Source organism: Pseudomonas sp. Z1-12 (genome assembly GCF_051132015.1).
Taxonomy (GTDB): Bacteria; Pseudomonadota; Gammaproteobacteria; order Pseudomonadales; family Pseudomonadaceae; genus Aquipseudomonas; species Aquipseudomonas zanjanensis.
The window spans coordinates 5,407,098-5,430,924 of sequence record NZ_CP071647.1 but is presented as its reverse complement, the minus strand read 5'-3'; the positions used below and the strand labels follow the sequence as shown (position 1 = coordinate 5,430,924).

At 60.2% G+C, this 23,827-nt stretch carries 20 protein-coding genes; 11 read left to right on the top strand and 9 right to left on the bottom strand.

The features are described 5' to 3' along the window. The first annotated feature begins 95 nt into the window (after positions 1-95). Both J3P85_RS23595 and J3P85_RS23590 read left to right on the top strand, forming a co-directional pair. Entirely contained in the window at positions 96-3,245 is a 3,150-nt protein-coding gene (locus tag J3P85_RS23595; protein WP_434703724.1) for a type I restriction endonuclease subunit R, read from the top strand. A gap of 499 nt (positions 3,246-3,744) precedes the next feature. Next, entirely contained in the window at positions 3,745-4,104 is a 360-nt protein-coding gene (locus J3P85_RS23590) for a DUF6124 family protein (RefSeq protein WP_434703723.1), read from the top strand. A 258-nt stretch (positions 4,105-4,362) separates the two neighbouring features. Here the strand turns inward: J3P85_RS23590 and J3P85_RS23585 are convergent, their stop codons facing one another. Next, positions 4,363-4,869: a L,D-transpeptidase family protein gene (locus J3P85_RS23585; RefSeq protein ID WP_250966036.1), complete on the bottom strand. Its 507-nt coding sequence runs from the start codon at positions 4,867-4,869 to the stop codon at positions 4,363-4,365. A gap of 41 nt (positions 4,870-4,910) precedes the next feature. Continuing rightward, entirely contained in the window at positions 4,911-5,462 is a 552-nt protein-coding gene (locus J3P85_RS23580) for an NUDIX hydrolase (protein ID WP_434703722.1), read from the bottom strand. A 146-nt stretch (positions 5,463-5,608) separates the two neighbouring features. Here J3P85_RS23580 and J3P85_RS23575 point away from each other — a divergent pair, with 146 nt between their 5' ends. From J3P85_RS23575 to J3P85_RS23565, 3 genes are read left to right on the top strand one after another with little or no spacing between them, the layout of a single operon-like run. Then, entirely contained in the window at positions 5,609-6,208 is a 600-nt protein-coding gene (locus tag J3P85_RS23575; RefSeq protein ID WP_250966037.1) for a CoA pyrophosphatase, read from the top strand. A gap of 16 nt (positions 6,209-6,224) precedes the next feature. Beyond that, positions 6,225-6,749 (top strand): gamma carbonic anhydrase family protein, encoded by a 525-nt coding sequence (locus J3P85_RS23570; RefSeq protein WP_186705191.1) that lies wholly within the window; start codon positions 6,225-6,227, stop codon positions 6,747-6,749. Further along, entirely contained in the window at positions 6,746-6,955 is a 210-nt protein-coding gene (locus J3P85_RS23565; RefSeq protein WP_411385531.1) for a DUF1289 domain-containing protein, read from the top strand. Before J3P85_RS23570 ends, J3P85_RS23565 begins: the two co-directional genes overlap by 4 nt. A gap of 120 nt (positions 6,956-7,075) precedes the next feature. Here the strand turns inward: J3P85_RS23565 and J3P85_RS23560 are convergent, their stop codons facing one another. Together J3P85_RS23560 and J3P85_RS23555 are read right to left on the bottom strand one after the other, a co-directional pair. Continuing rightward, the gene (locus J3P85_RS23560; RefSeq protein ID WP_434703721.1) at positions 7,076-7,738 is read right to left on the bottom strand and encodes a Pr6Pr family membrane protein; all 663 of its coding nucleotides are present in this window, start codon (positions 7,736-7,738) and stop codon (positions 7,076-7,078) included. A gap of 6 nt (positions 7,739-7,744) precedes the next feature. Continuing rightward, positions 7,745-7,975: a VF530 family DNA-binding protein gene (locus tag J3P85_RS23555; RefSeq protein ID WP_003205228.1), complete on the bottom strand. Its 231-nt coding sequence runs from the start codon at positions 7,973-7,975 to the stop codon at positions 7,745-7,747. A gap of 499 nt (positions 7,976-8,474) precedes the next feature. Between J3P85_RS23555 and J3P85_RS23550 the strand changes: the two genes are divergently transcribed. Then, positions 8,475-10,889 (top strand): glucose/quinate/shikimate family membrane-bound PQQ-dependent dehydrogenase, encoded by a 2,415-nt coding sequence (locus tag J3P85_RS23550; RefSeq protein WP_207966777.1) that lies wholly within the window; start codon positions 8,475-8,477, stop codon positions 10,887-10,889. Positions 10,890-11,111: 222 nt separating this feature from the next. On the opposite strand, the gene purT is transcribed toward J3P85_RS23550, so the two are convergent. The 4 genes from purT to J3P85_RS23530 form a co-directional block, all read right to left on the bottom strand. Continuing rightward, entirely contained in the window at positions 11,112-12,293 is a 1,182-nt protein-coding gene (gene purT, locus J3P85_RS23545) for a formate-dependent phosphoribosylglycinamide formyltransferase (RefSeq protein WP_434703720.1), read from the bottom strand. Positions 12,294-12,383: 90 nt separating this feature from the next. After that, complete coding sequence (locus tag J3P85_RS23540) at positions 12,384-12,851, bottom strand: preQ0 transporter (protein WP_186709959.1); 468 nt, start codon at positions 12,849-12,851, stop codon at positions 12,384-12,386. A 241-nt stretch (positions 12,852-13,092) separates the two neighbouring features. Beyond that, positions 13,093-13,878 carry a siderophore-interacting protein gene (locus J3P85_RS23535; protein ID WP_434703719.1) on the bottom strand — a complete coding sequence of 262 codons (786 nt, stop codon included), beginning with the start codon at positions 13,876-13,878 and terminating at the stop codon, positions 13,093-13,095. A gap of 4 nt (positions 13,879-13,882) precedes the next feature. After that, positions 13,883-14,452, bottom strand: coding sequence for a PadR family transcriptional regulator (locus J3P85_RS23530; RefSeq protein ID WP_434703717.1), 570 nt, complete (start codon positions 14,450-14,452; stop codon positions 13,883-13,885). 418 nt (positions 14,453-14,870) lie between these two features. On the opposite strand from J3P85_RS23530, the gene J3P85_RS23525 reads away from it, so the two are divergent. The 5 genes from J3P85_RS23525 (at position 14,871) to J3P85_RS23505 (ending at position 20,651) form a co-directional block, all read left to right on the top strand. Beyond that, positions 14,871-15,362 carry a CS1 type fimbrial major subunit gene (locus J3P85_RS23525; protein WP_434703716.1) on the top strand — a complete coding sequence of 164 codons (492 nt, stop codon included), beginning with the start codon at positions 14,871-14,873 and terminating at the stop codon, positions 15,360-15,362. Positions 15,363-15,486: 124 nt separating this feature from the next. After that, positions 15,487-18,021 carry a CS1-pili formation C-terminal domain-containing protein gene (locus J3P85_RS23520; RefSeq protein ID WP_434703714.1) on the top strand — a complete coding sequence of 845 codons (2,535 nt, stop codon included), beginning with the start codon at positions 15,487-15,489 and terminating at the stop codon, positions 18,019-18,021. 77 nt (positions 18,022-18,098) lie between these two features. Beyond that, complete coding sequence (locus J3P85_RS23515; RefSeq protein ID WP_434703712.1) at positions 18,099-19,334, top strand: hypothetical protein; 1,236 nt, start codon at positions 18,099-18,101, stop codon at positions 19,332-19,334. Positions 19,335-19,392: 58 nt separating this feature from the next. Then, positions 19,393-20,136, top strand: coding sequence for a molecular chaperone (locus J3P85_RS23510; protein WP_434703711.1), 744 nt, complete (start codon positions 19,393-19,395; stop codon positions 20,134-20,136). A 32-nt stretch (positions 20,137-20,168) separates the two neighbouring features. Then, entirely contained in the window at positions 20,169-20,651 is a 483-nt protein-coding gene (locus J3P85_RS23505; protein ID WP_434703710.1) for a CS1 type fimbrial major subunit, read from the top strand. A 45-nt stretch (positions 20,652-20,696) separates the two neighbouring features. Here J3P85_RS23505 and J3P85_RS23500 read toward each other — a convergent pair whose 3' ends face one another. Further along, positions 20,697-23,804, bottom strand: coding sequence for a transglycosylase domain-containing protein (locus tag J3P85_RS23500; RefSeq protein WP_434703709.1), 3,108 nt, complete (start codon positions 23,802-23,804; stop codon positions 20,697-20,699). Positions 23,805-23,827: the final 23 nt, after the last annotated feature.

Below are 23,827 nucleotides of genomic sequence, written 5' to 3'. Positions count from 1 at the left end.
GGATTGCAATTAGGTCATTGATTTATATGGATTTTCTTATTTCATCACAAACCGGGGCGTTGGCCAGCTAGCCCAGGAAGGCGTAAGGGTTTCACATGTTGAACGAACAGCAACTCGAAGAACTGTGCCTGAACTGGTTCCAGCAGATTGGCTGGCGATTCGCCCACGGCCCGGACATCGCGCCGGATAGCAGCGCCCCCGAGCGTACCGACTACCGTCAGGTGGTTTTGAGAGAGCGCCTGCTGGCTGCACTGGCGCGAATCAACCCGCAGATTCCAGCTGCCGCCCTTGAACAGGCCGTGCATGCGCTGCAAACGGTGAGCGAGCCGCAGATGGTGCTGCGCAACCGCAGCGTGCACCGTTTGTTACTCAGCGGTGTGGCGGTGGAGTTTGAAATCGGTGAGCAGAAGAAGCAGGACTGGGTGTACTTCATCGACTTTGCCCAACCTAGCAACAACGACTTTCTGGTGGTGAACCAATTCACCATTACGGGTACAAGACAGCCACGCCGGCCCGACTTGATCGCCTTCGTCAATGGCTTACCGCTGGCCGTGGTGGAGCTGAAGAACCCCGCCAACGAACAAACGGACGTGTGGGACGCCTTTAATCAGCTGCAAACATACAAGGACGAAATCAGTGATCTGTTCAACAGCAACGCCGCCTTGGTGGTGAGTGATGGCTGGACGGCGCGGGTAGGCTCGCTCACGGCGAATGCCGAACGTATGCTGCCCTGGCGCACCATCCTCAACGAAGACGACCGACCGCGTCTGCAGATGGAGCTGGAGACGGCGGTGCGTGGCTTCTTCAAGCCTGAGTTGTTTCTGGATTACGTTCGGCACTTCGTGCTGTTCGAGCAGGATGGCGACAGCATCGTCAAAAAAATTGCCGGCTATCACCAGTTTCATGCGGTGCGTGAGGCTGTGCGCGCCACGGTAATTGCCTCCCAACATGCGGATAAAAGGGTGCTGGCGGTCCACGAAGAGCGTGCGACCTATGCCAAAGAGGTGCAGCCGGGCTCACGCAAAGCGGGGGTGGTGTGGCACACGCAGGGTTCGGGCAAGAGCATCACCATGGCCTGCTATGCGGGCAAGCTGTTGCAGCAGCCCGAGATGAAGAACCCTACATTGGTCGTCGTGACCGACCGCAACGACCTAGACGGCCAGTTATTCGGCACCTTCTGCGCCGCCAGTGACTTGCTCAAAACCACTCCACAGCAAGCCGGTGACCGCGATGAGTTGCGCGAGATGCTGGCTTCACGCGAGGCGGGCGGCATTATCTTCACCACGGTGCAAAAATTCGCGCTGCTGGAGGATGAACAGAAGCATCCGTTGCTCTCTGATCGCACCAATATCGTGGTGATTTCCGATGAGGCCCATCGCAGCCAGTACGGCAGCAAAGGCCGGTTGGACACCAAGACCGGCAAGTATGTATTTGGTTATGCAAAACATCTGCACGATGCATTGAAAAACGCCACCTTCCTTGGTTTTACAGGTACGCCCATTGCCTTGGAAGACCGTGATACCCGCCAAGTGTTTGGTGATTACGTCAGCATCTACGACATTCAGGATGCCGTGGATGATGGCGCAACAGTGCCGATTTTCTACGAAAGCCGACTGGCCAAGCTGGATGTGAACCAAGCCGAAATCGACACGCTCAATGAGCGGGTTGAAGAGGTTGTTGAAGACGAAGAAGATATCGTCAGCCGAGAAAAAACCAAAGGCGAGTGGGCCGCGCTGGAAAAGCTTGTGGGTTCAGAGCCTCGCCTGCAGCAGGTAGCGCGAGACCTGATCGAGCACTTTGAGGTGCGCGTATCTGTGGCAGACGGCAAGGCCATGATCGTGTGTATGAGTCGCGACATTTGCGCCCATCTCTACAATACCATCGTAAGTTTGCGCCCTGATTGGCATAGCGATGACCCCGAGCAAGGGGCTATCAAGATTGTCATGACGGGCTCTGCTGCTGACAAGGCTCTGCTGCAGCCGCACCTTTACAGCAAGCAGGTGAAAAAAAGGCTAGAAACTCGCTTTAAAGACGTGAAAGACCCGTTGAAGTTGGTGATTGTGCGGGACATGTGGCTGACAGGCTTTGACGCGCCGTGTTGCCACACCATGTACATCGATAAGCCTATGAAAGGGCACAATCTGATGCAGGCCATTGCCCGCGTCAACCGGGTGTTTAAGAACAAGCCTGGTGGCCTGGTGGTGGATTACATCGGCATCGCCAACGAGCTGAAAGCGGCGCTGAAGACTTATACCGACGCCAAAGGTAAGGGTGACCCCACACACAACTCTGCTGAAGCATTGGCTGTGCTGTTGGAGAAGATGGATATCGTGCGAGGAATGATGCACGGCTTCGACTACAGCGCATTTGAGGTCCGGCCACTCGAACTACTGGTGCCCGTTGCCAACCATATTCTGGGCCTCAAGGACGGGAAAACACGCTTCCTCGACACCATGTTGGCGGTGACTAAGTCCTTTTCGTTGTGTGGCACGTTGGATGAAGCCGCGCCACTGCGTAAGGAGATTGCCTTCTTCTCGGCCATCAAGGCGGCCATTACCAAGTTCACCACTGTCGATAAGAAGCGCAGCGATGCCGAGAAGAACAGCGCGCTCAAGCAGATTTTGGACAATGCCATCATCTCGGATGGCGTAGACGATATTTTTGCGTTGGCTGGGCTGGATAAGCCTAACATCGGCCTGCTCTCAGATGAGTTCCTGGAGGACGTGCGGCAGATGGAAAGCCGCAACCTAGCCGTGGAGCTGCTGGAAAAACTGTTGCGTGACGAAGTTAAGGCGCGCGCGCGCAACAACGTGGTCCAGGAGAAGAAGTACGGCGACCGCTTGCTGGAGACGCTGCGCAAATATCACAACCGCGCTATCGAAACAGCGCAGGTCATTGAAGAGTTGATCCAGATGGCCAAGGAGTTCAAGGCCGCGCTTGAGCGGGAAGCCGCGCTGGGTCTGAGTCACGATGAAATTGCCTTCTACGATGCATTGGCCAACAACGAAAGCGCGGTGCGCGAGTTGGGTGACGAGACGCTCAAGAAAATCGCAGCGGAGCTTACCGAGAAGCTGCGCGCCAGTACGACTATCGATTGGCAGGTTCGTGAGAGCGTCCGGGCGAAACTGCGCATTTTGGTGCGTCGTTGTTTGCAGCGGTGGAAATACCCGCCAGACCAGCAACCAGATGCCGTGGAGTTGGTGCTGAAACAGGCAGAGTCACTTTCGAATGAGTGGTCACTGTAAGCCGGTAGTAATCACTATGCCGATCGCGCTGGGTAGCCATCGTCGGCTGGCTGCTTTTTCGCAGATGTATCGTCACGCACCTATCGTGTGTGGGCGCTACTTCAGTGCGGACACAAGAGAGGTGCGTGATATGTACCAATTCAAAAAAGACTCCTCCCAAGCTATGTGCGAAACATCCCTGACGAGATGGATGGTCTGTCAGACGCCCTGAAGTTTCCGACATGTTTTTAAGGTTGCCCCTCGGAAGCGAGGGGCCTAGCCTTTGAGTGTCGCTGCCAATTCAGCGACCGGATTTGACCGTCCGAGAATCTAGACACGCCAGTGTTCCAAGACCTAGTTCAGGCGTTTTTCTTTCGTCTGAGGTATCGTGTCGCGGCAGCTGTGCGTGGGACGTCTTCGGACGTGCCGGTATCTGATTCCCGGTCGGTCAACCCGCGTACAGCTGCCCTTTTTTGTTTGACCGCGAAGAATGGTGGCTCCATTGAATCAGGAGCTTTAAATGATCAAAGAAACCCCCAACCCTCCAAAACCCGCCTCCACCTTCCCCTACGGCGACTACGCCCCCGACAAGCTGAAAGAAGCCGCCGACCGCGCGATGGATCATTACCTCAAACCCGACGACAGCGAACCAGAACCCCAACCCCCGGTGCAGTTGTTCACCGTATCGGACAGCGTTGACACCGAAACCCTGCTAGCCAACCTCAGCGAAACCCTGGCCTCGGCCAATGCAGTGCTTAGCGACCTCATGTTTGATTTGGACGGCTCACGGCGGCATGTGGCGTCGGGGGTGGCGCAAATGATCGAACTGGGGACGTTGCTGGCGAACAAGGCCTTGGACCGGGTTGAGCTTCGGACTTGATGCCATCGTTGCAGGCCTCATCGTCGGATCGCCGCCCGGAGCAGGCTCGCCCACCATGGTTTCGTGTCGTCGACAGATAGGCCAATCGACACCAAACCCTGTGGCGAGGGAGCTTGCTCCCGCTGGGCTGCGAAGCGGCCCTCAAGCCAGGCAACTCGGTGTGTCAGGCAGATTGAGTTGTTTGCCAAGGGGATTGCTGCGCAACCCAGCGGGAGCAAGCTCCCTCGCCACAGAAGCTTCTCGCCGCAAGAAAGGGGGCTACGGCCGAATCTCGATCATCGTCCCATCCGGCACCAGGTTCCACACCTCACGCATGTCCACATTGCGCATGGCGATGCAGCCGTCGGTCCAGTCCAGGGTGTGGAACAACTGTTCAGGGTTCTCTTCCGAATCCGGGGTGCCATGAATCATGATCATGCCGCCCGGTTCAACGCCCTCGCGACGGGCGCGGGCGGCGTCGCTGATGTTGGGGTAGGAGATGTGCATCGACAAATAGAACCGGTCACTGATCTTGCGCCAGTCGATCCAGTAGAAACCCTCGGGGGTACGCTTGTCGCCCTCGATCAGCTTGGGGCCTTTCTTGGCGCCCTTGCCCAGGGAGATGCGATAGGTCTTGAGGGGCTTGCCGTCGTTGATCAATTGCAATTGATGGGCGGACTTTAGCACCAGCACTTTTTCGATGACCTTGCCGTTGTAGGTTCCCACGGCAGCGGCTTGGGACACAGCGGTGAACGACAAGCAGAACAGGACAAGCAACCAGCGCATTGAAACGATATCCCTAGAGGTGTCGCGGCTATATTGGATTTTCAAGTATTGGCAGGCTGGGCCAGCGGCGGTATCGACTCGGATCGCACCGGGTAGTCTTCGGCTCGCCGATCAGCGTAGAAGTATTCTAGGGTACGGCCCACTGTGCGGAAAGCCAGCTCGTCCCAGGGAATGTCGGCCTCTTCGAACAGCTGCACTTCCAGGCTTTCGGGCCCGGCGGCGAAATCCTCGTCCACCAGCTCGGCGCGGAAGAATACATGGACTTGGCTGATATGCGGGACGTCGATCAGCGTATAGATGCTCAGGTTGCGCACCCGGGCGCAGGCTTCCTCGGCGGTTTCGCGCACCGCGGCCTGCTCGACAGTTTCGCCGTTCTCCATGAAGCCCGCCGGCAGTGTCCAATAACCGCGCCGTGGCTCGATGGCGCGTCGGCACAACAGGACTTTGCTGCCCCAAGTCGGTACACATCCGGCAACGATATTGGGGTTCTGATAATGGATGGTATGGCAAGTGTCACAGACAAAGCGCAGTCGCGAGTCGCCCTCGGGTATGCGCTGGGTCACCGGGTTACCGCACTGGCTGCAGAATTTCATGCTTGGATTCCTGGAGGCTGCGCCTATCTTGGCGTGTACGGGGCGGTATCGGCAAGTTGTCGTTTCGCGACATGACGCGGTCCGGGGCTTGGGCCGCTTGCGTGATTGGTGCATGATGCTAGGCAGCGAATAAATCGAGAAGTCTCATGCTGGACGAGCTACTGCATCGAGTAACCAACCATACGCCGCGCGATCTGGAGACCGATCGGCGTTTCCCTGAAGCGGCGGTGCTGGTGCCGATCACTCGCAGTGATGAGCCGGAACTGGTACTGACCCTGCGCGCCAGCGGTCTGTCGACCCACGGCGGCGAAGTGGCGTTCCCCGGCGGACGTCGAGACCCGGAAGACCCCGACCTGATTTTCACCGCCCTGCGCGAAGCGGAAGAGGAAATCGGCCTGCCCCCCGGCCTGGTGGAGGTGATCGGTCCCCTCAGTCCACTGATTTCGTTGCACGGAATCAAGGTCACGCCTTACGTCGGCGTGATCCCGGATTACGTCGAATACCAAGCCAACGACGCCGAGATCGCCGCAGTGTTCAGCGTGCCGCTGGAGTTTTTCCGCAAGGATCCGCGCGAGCACACCCACCGCATCGACTACCAGGGCCGCAGCTGGTACGTGCCCAGCTATCGTTTCGAGGGTTACAAGATCTGGGGGCTGACAGCGATCATGATCGTCGAGTTGGTCAACCTGCTGTACGACGCCGATATCGACCTGCACACCCCGCCAAAGAGTTTCATCAATACCTGATGCCCCGAGGATTCCCATGAAATATCGCCTGGGCGATGCCCGTGTCGAAACCCATCCACAGAGCTGGGTCGCGCCCAACGCCACGCTGGTGGGCAAGGTCCGCCTCGAAGAGGGCGCCAGTGTCTGGTTCAACGCCGTGCTGCGTGGCGACAACGAACTGATCCTGATCGGCAAGGACAGCAATGTGCAGGACGGCACGGTGATGCACACCGACATGGGTTATCCACTGACCATCGGCACCGGCGTGACCATTGGCCACAACGCCATGCTCCATGGCTGTACGGTAGGCGACTACAGCCTTATCGGCATCAACGCGGTGATCCTCAACGGCGCGAAGATCGGCAAACACTGCATCATTGGCGCCAACGCGCTGATCGGCGAAAACAAGGAGATTCCCGACGGCTCGCTGGTGATGGGCTCGCCCGGCAAGGTGGTGCGCGAATTGACCGAGGCCCAGAAGAACATGCTCGTGGCCAGCGCGGCGCACTATGTGCACAACGCCCAGCGTTACGCCCGCGACCTGGTCGAGCAGGAACCATGAGCGCCATTGAACGCCCGGTGCCGTCGCCCTGCGTGAATATCTGCGCGCTGGACGATGACGACATCTGCACCGGCTGCCAGCGCACCGTGGCCGAGATTACCCGTTGGAGCCGGATGGACAACGAGGAGCGACGCGCGGTTTTGGCGTTGTGTCATGAACGGGCCAAGGCCAGTGGGTTGGTGTGGATGTTGCCGGCGAGGCGGTGATATCCACTTGTGAACACAAACCCCCTGTGGGAGCGAGCTTGCTCGCGATGGCGGCGGCACATTCAACAATGCCTCAAGCTGACCCACCGCTATCGCGAGCAAGCTCGCTCCCACAGGGGGTCACGGTTTTTCCTTGATGCCTAACCACCGATCCAACCCCACCACCCCCAGCGCAATCCCGACAAACCCTGCCAATATCCCCCCGGCATTGATGAACACCTGTGGATAACCCAGGCTCGCCACGTCGATGAAAGGGTAGGGGTAGGCCGCCAGCAAATCCCCGCGCAGCAGGACATAGGCGAAATAGACCAAGGGGTAGATCATCCACAGCCCGATGTGGCCCAGGCGCAAGCTGCCTTTGGGCACGCACCGCCACCAATAGGCGATGTACAGCAACGGCACCACGTCATGCAGTAATTCATCGGCCACGAACTGCCAGCCTTCGGGTTGCCAGAGATGGCGCAGCAACAGGTTGTAGGCCAGGCTGACCAGGGCGATGCTTACGGCGATGCCGCTGCGTACACTGGGCCTGAGGAACCAGCGTCGGGCCGGGGAGGGGCGCGGGGTCAGCTCCCAGGTCAGCACCACCGCCACCAACAGGTTGGTCAGCACCGTAAAGAAGCTGAAAAAACTCACCAACCCGCCCAGCAGGCTCGCGCCCAGTTCCCAGCGGCCCAGCAGAATCAGATATAGCTGGATGCTCAACCCCGCCCAGGCCAGCAGCGCCGCCACCGACACGAAGCGCTGTCGCAGGGTGAGGTGAGGACCTCTGACAATCCCCACGGCTATTCAGACCGGCCGTTTGGTGCGCATCAGCTTGATGTACAGGCGCTCGACTTTCTCCCGCGCCCAAGGCGTCTTGCGCAAGAAGGTCAGGCTCGACTTGATGCTCGGGTCGCTCTTGAAGCAGCGGATATCGATGCGCTCAGCCAGGCCGGACCATTCGTAATGCTGCACGAGGGCATTGAGGATCTGCTCCAGCGTCACGCCGTGCAGCGGGTTGTTGTTGGGTTCGGTCATCGGAGGCCTTCGCGGGAAAAGGGTAAAGCCGCGCACCTTAGCCGAGGTGCCCTTGTGGTGGAAAGCATAGCCTTCATCGTGACCTCCCGAGCCAGGCGCACTGTTACTGAATCCGAAATGATTCATGTCAATAAAAGCGCTTTCTCTATTTGTAACTGGACATTATCCTTGCGCCGCTTGCTGAAACGCTTCTTCTGGTGTGCCAGAGCCTCTGCGTACAGCTCACTCCCTGCTGAAAGATCAAAAAATGCTCAATGTTCAGATCCTGTAAGACAGCGCTGTCTCAATGGGTTCCTGTGGGAGCGAGCTTGCTCGCGATAGCCATTGCACATTCAACCTGCCAGACGACTGACACGCCGCCATCGCGAGCAAGCTCGCTCCCACAAGGGATCGCGGCAACCGAATTTGCCTTTTTTCAACTGAACCATGGCCCCTCAAGATCGTCATCTAAAGTGACTACTTGCGCGGGACTCCTCAAAACGACACGGAGAATCACACTATGAGCACTGAGGGTGCTTTGAGTCGAAGCCGTCTGCTACCGAGCTTGCTCGGCATTCTGCTTCTATTGATGGGCCTGGCCCTGCTGGCCGGAGGAATCAAGCTGAGCACGCTCGGCGGCTCGCTGTATTACCTGCTGGCCGGTATCGGCCTGGCGCTGACCGGCGTGTTGCTGATCATGGCCCGTCGCGCGGCCTTGGGCCTGTACGCGCTGGTGCTGTTCGCCAGCACCGTGTGGGCACTCTGGGAAGTAGGCCTGGACTGGTGGCAGCTGGTGCCGCGCCTGGCGATGCTGTTTGCCCTGGGCATCGTCATGTTGCTGCCGTGGTTCCGTCGCCCGCTGTTGACCGCCGATGCCTCGGCCATGGGCACCCGCGCATTGGGTGCCGCCGTGGTCATCGCCGGTATCGCCGCGCTCGCCAGCCAGTTCACTAACCCGGGTGAGATCAAGGGCCAACTGGACCGCGACAGCGTGCCGGGCATGGCCAACACCGCACCGGCCATGCCGGACGGCGACTGGAACTCCTACGGGCGCAGTGCCCATGGCGACCGCTATTCGCCGCTGGCGCAGATCACCCCTGAGAACGTCGGCAAGTTGAAGGAAGCCTGGTCCTATCGCACCGGCGACCTTCCAGGGCCGAACGACCCGGGTGAAACCACCGCCGAAAACACCCCGTTAAAGGTCAACGGCATGCTCTACGTGTGCACGCCGCACAGCCAGGTGATTGCCCTGGAGCCTGAGACCGGCAAGGAAATCTGGCGTTTCGATCCGAAGCTTTCCACGCAAAAAGCGGAAAACTTCAAGGGTTGGGCCCACATGACCTGCCGTGGCGTGACCTACCACGATGACGCCGTGTACGCCTCCGCCGAGCAGAGCCCGACCGGCACCGCCAGCACCACGCCGGCCAGCACTGTGTGCCCACGGCGGATCTTCCTGCCGACCGCCGACACCCGCCTGATCGCCCTCAACGCCGACACCGGCAAGATGTGTGAAGACTTCGGCGACAAGGGCCAGGTCGACCTGACCGCCAACATCGGCGGTTTCACGGCCGGTGGTTACTACTCCACGTCTCCACCGGCGGTCACCCAAAACCTGGTGGTGATCGGCGGTCACGTCACCGATAACGTTTCCACCGACGAGCCAAGCGGTGTCATCCGTGCCTACGACGTGCACACCGGCAAGCTGGTGTGGAACTGGGACAGCGGCAACCCCGACGACACCACGCCGATTGCCGAAGGCAAGACCTACACCCGCAACTCGCCGAACATGTGGTCCATGTTCAGCGTCGACGAAAAACTCGGCATGCTCTACCTGCCGATGGGCAACCAGACCCCTGACCAGTTCGGTGGATTCCGCACACCGGAATCGGAGAAATACGCCGCCGGCCTGACCGCCCTGGACATCGCCACCGGCAAGGTGCGCTGGTACTTCCAGTTCACCCACCACGACCTGTGGGACATGGACGTCGGCGGTCAACCGACCCTGATGGACCTGAAGACCGCCGATGGCGTTAAACCGGCCGTCCTGGCGTCGACCAAGCAGGGCAGCATTTACGTGCTGGACCGCAGCAACGGCCAGCCGATCGTGCCGATCAAGGAGATCCCGGTGCCGCAAGGCGCGGTGGAAGGCGACTTCACCTCGCCGACCCAGCCGATGTCCGACCTGAACTTCGTGCCGCCGGTCCTTCAGGAACGCGACATGTGGGGCGTGACGCCGTTCGACCAGATGCTGTGCCGGATCGACTTCAAGTCCTTGCGTTACGACGGCATGTTCACGCCGCCGTCGCTGCAAGGCTCGATCGTCTATCCGGGTAACTTCGGCGTGTTCGACTGGGGCGGCATTTCGGTCGACCCGGTGCGCCAGATCGCGTTCGTCAACCCGAGCTACATGGCATTCAAGTCGAAACTGGTGCCGGCGGCGGAAGTGGCCGGTGGCCCGGGTCGCAAGAGCGAAACCGAAGGCGTGCAGCCGAACAAGGGCGCGCCCTATGGCGTGATCCTCGAAGCGCTGCTCTCGCCCATGGGCCTGCCGTGCCAGGCCCCTGCGTGGGGTTATGTCGCGGCCGTGGACCTGACCAACAACAAGACCTTGTGGAAACACAAGAACGGCACCGTGCGCGACAGCTCGCCGGTTCCGATCCCGCTGAGCATGGGCGTCCCGAGCCTGGGTGGCACGTTCACCACCGCCAGCGGCCTGGCGTTCCTCAGCGGCACGCTGGACCAGTACCTGCGTGCCTACGACGTGAAGAACGGCAAGCAGCTGTGGGAAGGCCGCCTGCCCGCCGGCGCCCAGACCACGCCGATGACCTACACCGGCAAGGACGGCAAGCAATACGTGCTGGTCGTTGCCGGTGGTCACGGTTCCCTGGGCACCAAGCAGGGTGATTATGTGATTGCCTACAAGCTGCCGGATTAAGCCCAACCGGCGCCCATGAAAAAGGCGACACCCGCAAGGGTGTCGCCTTTTTTAATACCACCGAGCTTTTGTGGCGAGGGAGCTTGCTCCCGCTGGGCTGCGAAGCGGCCCCCTGCTTTGCCAGCCATCCCACCACAGGGGATGCTGACGCATCCAGCGGGAGCAAGCTCCCTCGCCACAGGGGATCGTGCTCAGCCTAGGACTTGAACTCAGCCCTGGGCTTTACAGTTCGATTTTCACGGCCTGGGAAGCCCGGGTCGCCTTGGCGCGGGCGGCTTCGATGGATTCATCGCGGGCCAGGGCCACGCCCAGGCGGCGCTGGCCGTTGACTTCCGGCTTGCCGAACAAGCGCAGGGCGGTGTCCGGTTCGCTCAGGGCCACGCCCAGGTTGGCGAAGGCGGTCTGGGTCGATTGACCTTCCACCAGGATCACCGCCGAGGCCGACGGGCCGAACTGGCGGATCAGCGGGATCGGCAAGCCGAGAATGGCGCGGGCATGCAAGGCGAACTGCGACAGGTCTTGGGAAATCAGCGTCACCAGGCCGGTGTCGTGCGGGCGTGGCGAGACTTCGCTGAACCATACCTGGTCACCCTTGATGAACAGCTCGACGCCAAACAGGCCGCGACCACCCAGGGCTTCGGTCACCGCCTTGGCGACGCGCTCGGATTCGGCCAGGGCCACCGGGCTCATGGCCTGGGGCTGCCAGGATTCCTGATAGTCGCCTTTTTCCTGGCGGTGGCCGACCGGTGCGCAGAATGTGGTACCGCCGACGTGACGCACGGTGAGCAAGGTGATTTCGTAGTCGAAGTCGATAAAACCTTCGATGATCACCCGGCCCTTGCCGGCACGGCCGCCTTCCTGGGCATAGTCCCAGGCTTTCTGCACGTCATCAGCGCTGCGCAGCAGGCTCTGGCCCTTGCCCGAGGAACTCATCACCGGCTTGACCACGCACGGGAAACCCAGGGTATCGACGGCCTTGCGGTAGTCCTCCACGGTGTCGGCGAAAAAATACGGCGAGGTGGGCAGGCCCAGCTCTTCGGCGGCCAGGCGACGGATGCCCTCGCGGTTCATGGTCAGTTGCGCGGCGCGGGCCGTAGGAATCACCGTGAAACCTTCCGCTTCCAGCTCCACCAGGGTGGCGGTGGCGATGGCTTCGATTTCCGGCACGATGTAGTGCGGCTTCTCGGCCTCGATGACCGCACGCAGGGCCGCGCCATCGAGCATGTTGATCACATGGCTGCGGTGGGCCACTTGCATGGCCGGTGCGTTGGCGTAGCGATCCACGGCAATCACTTCGACGCCCAGGCGCTGCAGTTCGATCACCACTTCCTTACCCAGCTCACCGCTGCCACACAACAAAACGCGGGTCGCGGTGGGCGACAATGGGGTTCCGATACGGGTCATCTGAAGGTCCTCAAACAGGAGCGGATCATCGGGGGCGCGCGCCGGGCGAGCTTCCCATGGGAGAAAGCGCGGCATTTTACATGAACCGCGTCAGCCGGCGACGGCCTGTTTGCGCAGACGCCAGGCCATGATCAGCCAGACGGCGGTGACCCCGGCGAATTTCGAGAGCAGGGCGGTGATCACCACGGCGGGCGTCAGGGCGTCGATCAGGCCGAAGAAAATAAATGTATCCAGGGGAATACTCAGGGCCGAGCTGATCCACAACCGGTCATGGAGCGGGCGCTTGGTGATCGTGAACACCAGCCAGTCGATGCACTCGGACACCGCGAACGCCGTGGCGCTGGCCAGGGCGATGGTCGGGTCCGACGTCACATAGGACAACACCAGCGCCGCCAGCATCGCCACGATGGCGCCATGGCCGAAACGGGTCTGCACCATGTCCCGCAGGATAAACACCAGTCCGCCCCAGGCCGACCAGATGATGTCCAGGTGCGGCGCGGCGGAAAACGCAAAGTTGATCAGCACGACGCTGCTGATGTAGGCGAGCAGGAAAAGCATGGGGCGGGGTACCTGGTGGGGATGGAATGTCGGTGAACCCTCAAGGGCAACGAAGCCTTTGTGGCGAGGGAGCTTGCTCCCGCTGGGCTGCGAAGCAGACCCAAAACCTGACAACTCGGTGGATCAGATAGTCGAGATGACTGCTTTGGGGGCTGCTGCGCAGCCCAGCGGGAGCAAGCTCCCTCGCCACAAAGGCTGTGCTCAGTCAGTCAGTGAAGGGTACTTCAGCACCGCCACTCCCTCAATCTTCCTCACTGTCATCCAGCTTCCAATACCCCACCGCCTTCACAAAATCCTGATCCAACCCTTTCTCCTCCAGCAACACCTTGCGAATCTGCCGCGACACCTTGCTCTCGGTCGCGATCCAGGCGTACAGCTTGCCGCCAGGCATGTCCAACTGTTGCACGGTGCGCAGGAGGTTGTCCGGGCGGCCCTCGCGCAGCACCCAGATCACGTGCACCTGCGCCGGGCTCTGGAGGATTTGCTGCTCGGCGCCGTTTTCCACCTCCACCACCACCAGGGCACGCCGGTTGGGCGCCAGTCCTTCGAGGCGGCGGGCAATGGCGGGCAGGGCAGTTTCGTCGCCGACCAGCAGGTAGCTGTCGAAAATGTCCGGCACGATCATCGATCCCCGTGGCCCGGCAATGTTGAGATATTGACCGGGCGTGGCCTGGGCGGCCCAAGTCGAAGCTGGGCCGTCGCCGTGGAGCACGAAATCGATGTCCAGCTCCAAGGTGTCCAGGTCATAGCGGCGCGGCGTGTAGTCGCGCATCTCGGGCATCGGGCCTTGGGCCTTGCCCGCGCTGGGGTTGAAATTATCCAGGGCGGCCTGTTCCTCGGCGTTCTGCGGGAACAGCAGTTTCACATGGTCGTCGGTGCCCAGGCTGGCGAACCCGGCCAGTTCCGGCCCGCCGACGGTGATGCGGCGCATGCGCGGTGTCAGGTCGACCACCCGCAGCACTTGCAGGCGGCGACGTTTGATCTCGTGGTTGACGCGGTGGATGGTGTTTGGATCGACTTCAGTCATGCTTCTACTCCGAAACGGTTGGACGGCCAGGGCCGTCGACAATGGCTTTGGCGGTGTCGTTGAGCAGGTCGCGCACCCGCAGGATTTCATCCGGGCTCCAACGGCCGTGGTGCATTTGCAGCGCATGCCGCAGGTTATACACCGCTTCATGGATTTCCGGGGGGTGGTCATGGCCGCGCAATGTGCGCTTGCTGAGTGCGATGCGCGAGTGCACCTCGTCCAGCGCTTTGGCCTGGTTCTCCAGTGATAGACGTCCGGCATCGGTCACGCTGTAGCTTTTTTTTCCATTTTCGACGCTGCAGCTGACCAAGGCGTTCATTTCCAGAAACGTCAGGGTCGGGTAGATCACGCCCGGGCTGGGGCTGTAGGCGCCGTCGAAGATTTTCTCGATCCGGCGGATCAGGTCATAGCCGTGGCAAGGCTGTTCGGCAATCAGCGCCAATAACAGCACTCTTAAATCACCCGAGGCGAAGACCCGTGGGGTCCGGTTGCCTCGCGAGCCTTTCGGGCGCGGTTCGAAATTGTCGTGTTCGCGTTTGAAGGAGGGAGCGGAATGGGAATAAAGGTTCTTCATATGCTGTCTCCGTTCTGCATATAAATAAAAAGATATATCTCGAGTAAAGATATATCTTTCGTCTTGTTAGGATTCTGAAACTAAGATATATCTTGTCGCCGAGACGTATAAGTTGTTCTCAGGAGCGGACCTTACAGCAATGCTCATTGCGCACGGGAGCGCCAATAGGCATTTGTCATGATAAAAAGCGTGTAGGTCCGGATTGTGGTCTGTTTCTGACAGATGAACTTGTTTTTTATAGATTTTTGCGTTTTTTTCGTTGTTGCATTTTCCGGATTTATTACGTGTCTATGGGAAATGCCCTGCTTTTTTTTAGTTAAAGAGAGTCCATCATGCTCGGCGTTGGACAGGCAGGCAAAGTTGCTCTTTGTCTGCAATTACAACCATTCTCTTTATGCTAAGAACAGGTGTTAACAACATGCTTAAGCAATTCGTAACCGCCGCCTCCCTGACTGCCGCCGCACTGAGTTCGTCGTTGGCATTCGCTGCTGATGATGCGCGCTCGGCCATCCATATCACTGCGGACATCCCGACCAATTCGTTCCACGTGCTGCCGCGCAACCCGAACTTCGGTAAGGACGAATACATGGGCTACAACCCGGCGAGCAGCACCTTGAATCCGTTGCGACAGGTCTTCGACGTGAAGAACACCGACGGTTCGGTCCATGCCTACATTGATGGCGGTCCGCAGTCGCTCTCCAATGGCAGCAACGACATCGCCCTGACCACCACATTCAACGGTGTCACGTTGACCGCCACGCCTCAAGAAGTGGTAGACGACGCATCGTCGAACGGGGGGACCGCAGCTGACATGCTTATCTCCGCGGCCAAGCCCTTGGCCAACCAGACTGGCCGGTACGCCGCTGACATGACTGTCATCTTCGATGCGGTACCTCGCGCTCCGCGTTGATGCCACTCAGTGCCTGATGGAACTCATCCATTCCATGGCATGACCGCAGGCCGGCCGGTCCTCCCCAACCGACCGGCCTGTACCTGAAATGCCCTGATCACTCGCTGATTATGAGAGTCCGTTGATGTTTTCGATGACACCCATCGCGGGTGCGCTCGCGCTATTGTTGTGCGCGAACGCATTGGCCGCGCCGACTGCCCCCGGTACGACGCCGACAAGTCTGTTATCCCAGGCCAAGGGATTGCCGGCGGAGTTCGAATCGCACTTCTTTGACGTGCCCTTGGCGGTTCGTGTTGAACTCAATCAACACTATCTCGGTGAAGCCATGGTGGTCTTGACTCGGGATGATCGGGTCACCCTGCTCGAATTCACCGACACCCAGGACAGCCTGATAAAACCGGTCGAGCGTGACCAATGGGAGCAATTGCTCAAGGGAGGGCAGCCGCTGGGCGCATGCGAAGCCAACTGCGCGTCAGGGTTGCTCGCCGTGCATTACAGCCTTGAAAACTCCTTGGTCTCGATCCTCACCCGAGACGTGGAGCGAACCAGCGAAACCAAGCGTTATTACGATCAACCGCAAGACGGTAGCTTCGGGCTGATCTTCAATAACCAACTCAATATCAATGGCGGCCAGGAACAGGACACCGGTGGGCGTTATGGCCTCAATGCCAGTTCCAGTATCGGTAACTGGAGCCAATCGCTCGACCTCCAGCTGTCTCGCCTTGGCGGCCCGGACGACAAGCTGTACCACGCCGTCCACGAGCTTTATACCCAGCGAGAGCTGGAAGGCAGTTTTTTTCGCCTGGGTTATTTCACCCCCGGCTCCGATGGCTTGAATCGCCAGATTCGCGCGTTCGGCGCCAACCCCGACACCGCGCTGGGCGTGATGTATGGCAGCTCCGACAGCCTGGCCATCAACAATCCCAAGCCCAGCGTCTACCCCATTTACGTCACCGCCAGTCGCCAGGCATCGGTGGAGATTTATCGCAACGGCCTGTTGATCAACACCCAAGCGGTCGGCGCTGGCTTGCAGAGCCTCGACACCCGGTCCTTGCCCGGCGGGATTTATGAAGTGGAAGTCCGTCTGGTCGAGGACGGGCAAACCACCGCCACCAGCCAGGAGCTGGTGTACAAGCCCAACAACTGGACCAATGTCGAGGACCGCTGGCGCTACAACCTGTTCGCCGGCCGCGAGACCCGGCTGTGGAGCAACTGGGAAGACCAGCCCTCGGGTTTCAACACGGCGGGGCTAGGGATCAACTACCTGCTCCATCCCCGGCTGATCCTGGGCGCTTCCACGCGCCAGGTGCAGGATAAATTGCAAGTCGGCACGTCGGTGGACTGGACCCTGGGCAGTAGCACCAGCCTGTACGCCAATGTCTATCAGACCCAGCAGTACGGCACCGGGATGGATGTGCAGGGCTTGTACAGTTACGGCAATGGCAGTTTGGTCGCCAGCCACAACCGCAGTTGGCTGGACACCCGCAAAACCTACGAGACCTTGCCCGACGGCACCCGTATCCGCCAGCGCAATGTGTTCATCGGCCAGACCAGCAATTCTTCGCTGTCGGTCAATCATCGGCTGAGCAACAAGACCTCCTTGAATGGCCGGGTCGCTTACAGCGAAGGCAATGTCCAGGGCACGGGCCTGGACTTGGGCTGGACCCAGCGCGGCAAGCTGCGCGGCAGCGACGCCAACTGGCGCCTGTCGGTGTTTGACCGCCCCGGGACGTCGAGCACTGGCGACAAGCGTAATCGTGGCATCGACCTGAGTGTCAGCGTTGCGCTGGGCGGGCGGGGCGAGTACTGGTCGGGCAGCGTAGGCACCCGCACGTCGCGCGACGGCGAGCGGGACAACAATGCCTTGCTGTCCTATCGACGCAGCCTGGAGGACCACGTCTTGCAAAGTGTCTCCGGCACGGTGCTGGCCGACACGTATGGCGTGGGCCTGTCCGGTCTCGCCAGTTTCCAGACCGACTCTCTTTATGGCGACGGTTTCGTCCAGCGCTCGTCCTATAACGACAACCTGGCCGGTGGCTTGAACCTGAGCAGCACGGTGGCCGTGGGCGGCAGCAAGGCCGCGTTCACCGGCGAGCCCCAGGGGCGCGGCGCGGGGATGATCGTCGACGTGGAAACCGACCTGGACCACGTTGTCCTGCGCGCCGATGACTTGACCGGTGGCAGCACCGTGTTGCATCCGGGCCGAAATTTTGTGCCGATCACCGCCTATCAGAACAGCATGGTGACCTTCGACTTCGACGGCGTGCACCCCCCGGCGGCGAACATCGCACCGTCGCGCACCCGTTATCACCTGAACAAGGGCGGTGTGGATTACCGCCGGATCAGCGTGATGAAAACCGTGACCGTGCTTGGGCGCTTGCTCGACGAACAAGGGCAACCGCTCAAGGGCCACCACGTCATCAACCACGCCAGTCGCGGGGTGAGCGAGGTGGACGGATTCTTCTCCATGGAAATGAATGCCGGCTCGCCGACGCTGGAAGTGCGCCATGGCAACCAGTTGCTCTGCCAGTTCCGTCTCGATCCGAACAACGCCAGCGACGAGGGGGACGTGCTGATGATCGGTGACTTGCGCTGTACGCCAGACACCCTGGCCGATACCACGATTACCGATGCCGTCGCGGCCAAACGGCCTTCATGAGCCGCTTGAATGCGGGGATTGCGCTGCTTTCCCGCGACGGCTCGCAACGATTCGCTTTGATGCATGAGGTTGTATAGATGAAGTTTTTAAGGAGACTGGCAAGCGGTGCGGCTGCGGTGGCCTGGTTGGCTGGCCTGCCGGCTGTTCATGCCGCCACGCTGGACATCACCGCGCAATTCAGGGCGGATAGCGGGAAGCCCAACGAGAATACATTCGTCAACACCACGCGAAACAGCGGGTATTGCGCGCAGTTTCCCGCGTACTGCGAGTCGGCGGGTATCTTCAGCCTGGGGTGGGCCGGTGGGGCTTCAGGCGGGCCTATTCAAGCCAATCATCAAAATCCCCGGCAAGGTCCGATGGTTAAGGCGCCGGCCAACTGGCGTACGGTGCAGGTCACCCATGCCGGTACAGGCCATACCGAGAACCTTCAATTCCGCGTGGTCGGAATAGGCGGAGGCGTCAGCCTCACTCCCCGGGCGAGCGAGATAGTGGGTGGCGGCGTTGACGAGTCTACCGCCGTCCAGATGATTTTTGGTTCTTCTTGGCTGTACGCACCTTCGCCCTGCATCACGCCGAACGGGAGCGGTTTTTTTCCGTCTCCCTTGTGGTTCTTTTGGAAAACCCCTACGGAAGCCGCATGTGCCAAACCGGCCCGATATTCGATTAATCGGTTTGAGTACGCGTCTTTGAGCCTTGCCTACGAGTTGCGTACGCCCAACCCCATCGGAATGGCCGGCGGCCGCTACCAGGGCTCGCTTACGTTAAACCTGGGGCCGGGGCAGGATTTCGATTTCGGTGATGTTGTGATCCCCAATGATCCGGTGCTGACCGTCAATTTCACATTGGATGTCGAGCATGTTCTCAAGATTGAAGTGCCACCGGGCGGAGACCGGGTTGTGCTGGAACCACGGCAGGGCTGGCAAGCCTGGTTGGACAGCGGAGTCAGGCCGACCGAATTGTTTCGAGACCAGACATTCCTTATCTCGGCGTCTGCACCTTTCACGATGAATCTTGAGTGCCAGTACAACATGCAAGGTGATTGCGGGATAGACCGCCCCGGCATTGCTACTGTCCCGGTGTATATCTATATGACGCTACCTGACGGTTTTACCAATAGCACCGGCCAACCGATCAACCGTATACGTCTGTTTTCGGGGGCGAATAATCAAAAAATTTCCGTGGATAGGTTTGTCGATCGTAAACCCGGAACTTTGCACTTTGTTATCAACAGCGCCAACTTCGCGTACATGATCGATCGGGGCCCTGGTACGTATGCCGGCACCGTCACGGTGATATGGAATTCAGAAATTTAAATGCCCGACTACCGTCAGCATTCGGTGAGTGACGTTTAATACATGAGGTTAAGAAATAATGAAGCATTTATTGGCATGGGTCGGGCTCTCGATGTTTTGCAGCGTGGCTGTGGCTGGGCCGCAGATCAGTGTCGGCGTGGTCTATGACTACCTTCAAGGCGACAAGAGCACCTACATGAAACGGGTGTTCAACGGCGGAACGACTACTGCGTTCGTCAAGGTCAGTGTCCTGGAAATTATTTACAACGACGATGGCAGCTATCAAGAAGTGCCCGTTGAGAACCAGGCCGGTGTCATTGCCCGGGATGGCCTGATGGCGAGCCCGGCGCGCCTGATCGTGCCGGCCAATGGTGTGCAGGGCACCCGCTTGTTGTTCATGGGCGATCGGAGCAAGGAACGCTACTTCCGGCTGCGTTTCGTGCCGGTGGTGCCCGAGGCCGAGGATGAGTTCGCCGTCAGCGCCGAGGAGCGCGAGGAATACAAGCAAGAACGCATGGCGGCCGGTGTGAAGGTCTTGGCCGGTTACGGCACGGTGTTTTTCGTTCGCCCCAAGGACACCCGTTTCGAGACCGTCATCGATAACACCGGCAGTCGCTATTCGTTGCGCAATAACGGCAACAGCGTGGTGGTGATCGACGAGTTCAAGGACTGTTCGGTCCAAAAAACAAACGACTGCGAGCCGACCCTCAAGCATCACGTCATGGCCGGGAAGACATTCTCCATCGACAAGCAGCCAGGGCGTGAATACCGCTTCACCCTGATCGAGGGTGACCAACAGAAAGAAATCGAGATCAAGGGCTGATGGCTCGCCGTCGTCCGCCACAGGTAATCATTATGTCCGAGACATTGGCACGTACGCTCCTTTCCATTTTTATGATGGTCTCAAGTTTTACGGCTTGGGGAGCGGTTGAACGGGAAACCTTTGAGGTTTCCGTCGTCATCCCCGCGCGTAGTTTCTATGTGCATCCTGTTGATAGTCACTGGATCCACTTGGAACAGAGGCTTCCCTACAATTCCATCACCGGAGAGTTAGGGTCGCTGTGGAAGCTTTATCGGGTAAGTAACACTAACGGTGCCGTTGGCGCCCGTCTCGCGGAGCCGGCATACCTGTCCAACGGTCACGAGCGCATCGACCTGCATGTGGCGTTCAACGACGTGTATTTGAACCTTCAGACCCAGCAGGTGGCGACAGCCTCCGAAGCGGGCGGTTGGTTGCAGGTGAGCCTGGGAATCATCGCCATCAAGCCGGACGGTGGTTATAGGCCTGGCCAGTACCACGGCACTGTCAATATTGTGTTCGAGGCCCTTGCGCCGTAGGGCGCAGCTCAATGACGGGGACACCGCGTGGTATGGCGTCCTGGCCTAACGGCTCGTCACCAACGGCTGGCACTGCGTATGCGTGCCGGGTTGCAGGTAGGGCGAGAGAAACGGCGCCATGCCCTTGAGCACCTGCACCGGCAAGGCCGAGGTGAACTTGAAGTTCTGCGCCGACACGCCGGGTACGTAAGCGGTGAGCGTGCCGAAATGGTTGTCACCGATATAGAACACGAACGTCGCGGTGCGGTTGATGGATTTGGAGCTGATCACCCGACCACCGGAACCCACGGCTTCGATGCGGTTGTCGCCAGTGCCCGTCTTGCCGCCCATGGCCAGCGGCGTGCCGTCGGCCAGCTTGAAGCTGCCGGCCACCCGTTTCGCGGTGCCGGCATCCACCACTTGCGACAATGCGCCGCGCAACGCCCGCGCAACCTCGACCGGCATCACGCGCTTGCCGCTGTCCGGGTCGTTGACCAGTCGCGTTTCGTAGGGCGTGTCGACGGCAAACTGCAAGCTGTCGACGCGCAGCGCGGGCTGGCGGACGCCGTCGTTGAGAATCGTGCCCACCAGCTCGGCGAGCGCGGCGGGGCGGTCGCCGCTGCTGCCGATCGCAGTGGCCAACGAAGGCACGAGGTGGTCGAAGGGGTAACCGACCTGCTGCCAGCGCTGATGGATATCCAGGAAGGCTTCGATCTCCAGCATGGTCCGGATACGACTGTCCCGGGCGCTCTTGTGCCGGCTCTTGAACAGCCAGCTGTAGACTTCCTGACGCTCGAACTGGCTGGCCTTGACGATCTGGCTGAACTTGGCCTCGGGGTTGTTCAGCAGGTAACCCATCAACCATAGGTCCAGCGGATGGACCTTGGCGATGAAGCCTTGGTCTGGCAGGTCGTAGGCGCCGGGACCATAGCTTTGGTAGAGCCGTTCCAGGCGTTCGTCAGTGAGTTTTTCGGCGCTCTTGGCCGACTTCAAGTGCGCGCGCACGAAGCGGTTGAAGCTTTCCTGACTGTCGTTGGGAAAGAAATAACGGTGCACGGCGGCCAGGCGGATCGCAGTGGGGCGCATGCCGTCGAGGAAGGTTTCGAGGCGCTGGCCGGTGTCCTTTTTCTGGTACTTCTTCCAGAACCTGAGCAGGAATGAGGTGCCTTCGCGATCGGCGAACTGGGCCAGGTATTCCTGGCGGCGCGGGTCCTTGTCGTCCTTGAGCAGTTCGGAGCTGTTGTTGGGGCCGGCGTAGGTGGCGTAGCGCACCAGGTCGCGCATCAGGCGAATGAACGGCAGGTTGATGGATTCGCGCAGGGAGTCGCGCAGCGTCGGCAGGCGGCCGTCGTCTTCCTTGCGGAAGTTATGGAAGGTGTGCAGCCCGCCGCCGGTAAAAAACGCCTCGCCGGGGCTGGCTGAATAGGTGCGGTCCAGTGCCGCTTCGAGCATCTTCGGCAGGCTGCGGTCGGTGTTTTCGATCAAGTAGTCCACGGCCCAGCGGGACAGGCGGTCCTGGTCGGCGATCTCGGTTTTCTTCAAGGCTGCCGGGGTCTGTTGGGCATAACGCTCGTGGAGTTCGGCGATGATCTGCAGGTACGTGGTGAGCACCCGCAACTTGGCGGTGGAGCCCAGTTCCAGCTTGCTGCCTTCGTTGATGTCGAAAGGTTGGTCGGTGCTATCGGTCTGCACCCGCACGCGCGAGCCATCGGGGGTCAGTTCCAGCAAGGTGAAGCTGTAGCGCACCTGCGTGGTGCTGGTGGGGGTCAGCAGGCGTTCTCCCATCAGGCCGATCTCGGTCGCGAAGGCCGGGTCGGCCAAACGCTTGAGGTACTCGGTGGCCTGGGCCTGCAAATCGCTTTGCAGCGTGCTGGTGGCGGAGAGGTCGAGGCGATCGAGGTCGTACAGCGGGCGGTTGAGCAGCGCGGCGATGCGACTGCGGGCGGCACTGATGCCCTTGTTGGTTTCGATGGGCTGGACGGTCGGGTCCTGGACCCAGTCGCGGTAGCTGACCTTGCTGGCCAGGGCCGCCTCGGACAACGCGGCGTCGATCACGCCGTTCTGTGCCAGCAGGCGGATGTGGCTGTCGGTGAGGCGCGCCAGTTCATCATGACCCTTCGAAAGGTAATGCGACGGGCGCCGCTGGGCGATCATCAACGACAGCATTTCCCGCAGGGCCAGGCCTTTTTCCGCCAGGCTCTTGGGGTCGGTGGCGGTGCTGAACAAGCGTTCGTTGGCCCGTTTGAAATCCGCGCCATACCAGACCCGTAGCCCTTCCGCCATGCCATGGACCTCGCCATGCCCCGGCACGGCGGAAAGCGGCACGCTGTTGAGGTAGTCGCGGATGATCCGCTGCCGCGCCTCGAGGGTCTGCGGGCCGGCCTGGTAGGCGCGCACGCTGGCGGAAATCATCTGGCGGATCTTCTCCGCGCCGGACACGGTCAGGCCTTCAGGCGAGTGGCGGTACTTCTCCAGTTGTGTCGCCAAGGTGCTGCCGCCGGCGGACTGCCCCGGCAGGCTCAACAGCTTGGCGACTTGCGACCAGGCCGCCATGCCGAAGCGCGGCCAGTCCACGGCCGGGTTGGCCAAGGGTTGCTTGGGGTCGAGCAGAAAACGGTTCTCGATGAACAACAGGCTCTGCACCACCACGGGCGGGATCGCTTCGAAGCTTGCATATAGTTGCTGCGGGTACTTGAACTGATAGACCGGCGCGGCACGACAATCGGTGATGGTCAGCCCGGCCTGGATCTTTTCCACATACGGCACGAACAGGCCTTTCTCGACGTAGTCCATCAAGGCCGGCGAGAACCTCGCCTGGGCCTGGATCACGTAGTCGCGCTTGAGCAGCCGCGGCAGGAACTCCCCCAGCGCGCTGTAGCCCAAGCGCCGGTCGAACGGGCCAGCACCCGGATAGGCGATGGCATCGCTGGGCCCCGGCTGCACCGAATAGCTCAGGGACTCGGCGTATTTGCTGATCTCCCGGGCCTGAAACCGCGACGTGCGCATTTCCTTGGCCGCCGCCAGGCCGACCACCACGACGATAATCAGCAACAACAACCAGAACGCCCGCCAGCCATGCCGTGCGCGGCGTTTTTCTTGAGGTAAAGGCGCTTCTTCCATACGTTCAGTCGGGACCACAGGTTCATTCGAATCGGTTTGCCACAAAGCGCCCATAGTCGACTGATCCATTAAGCAGA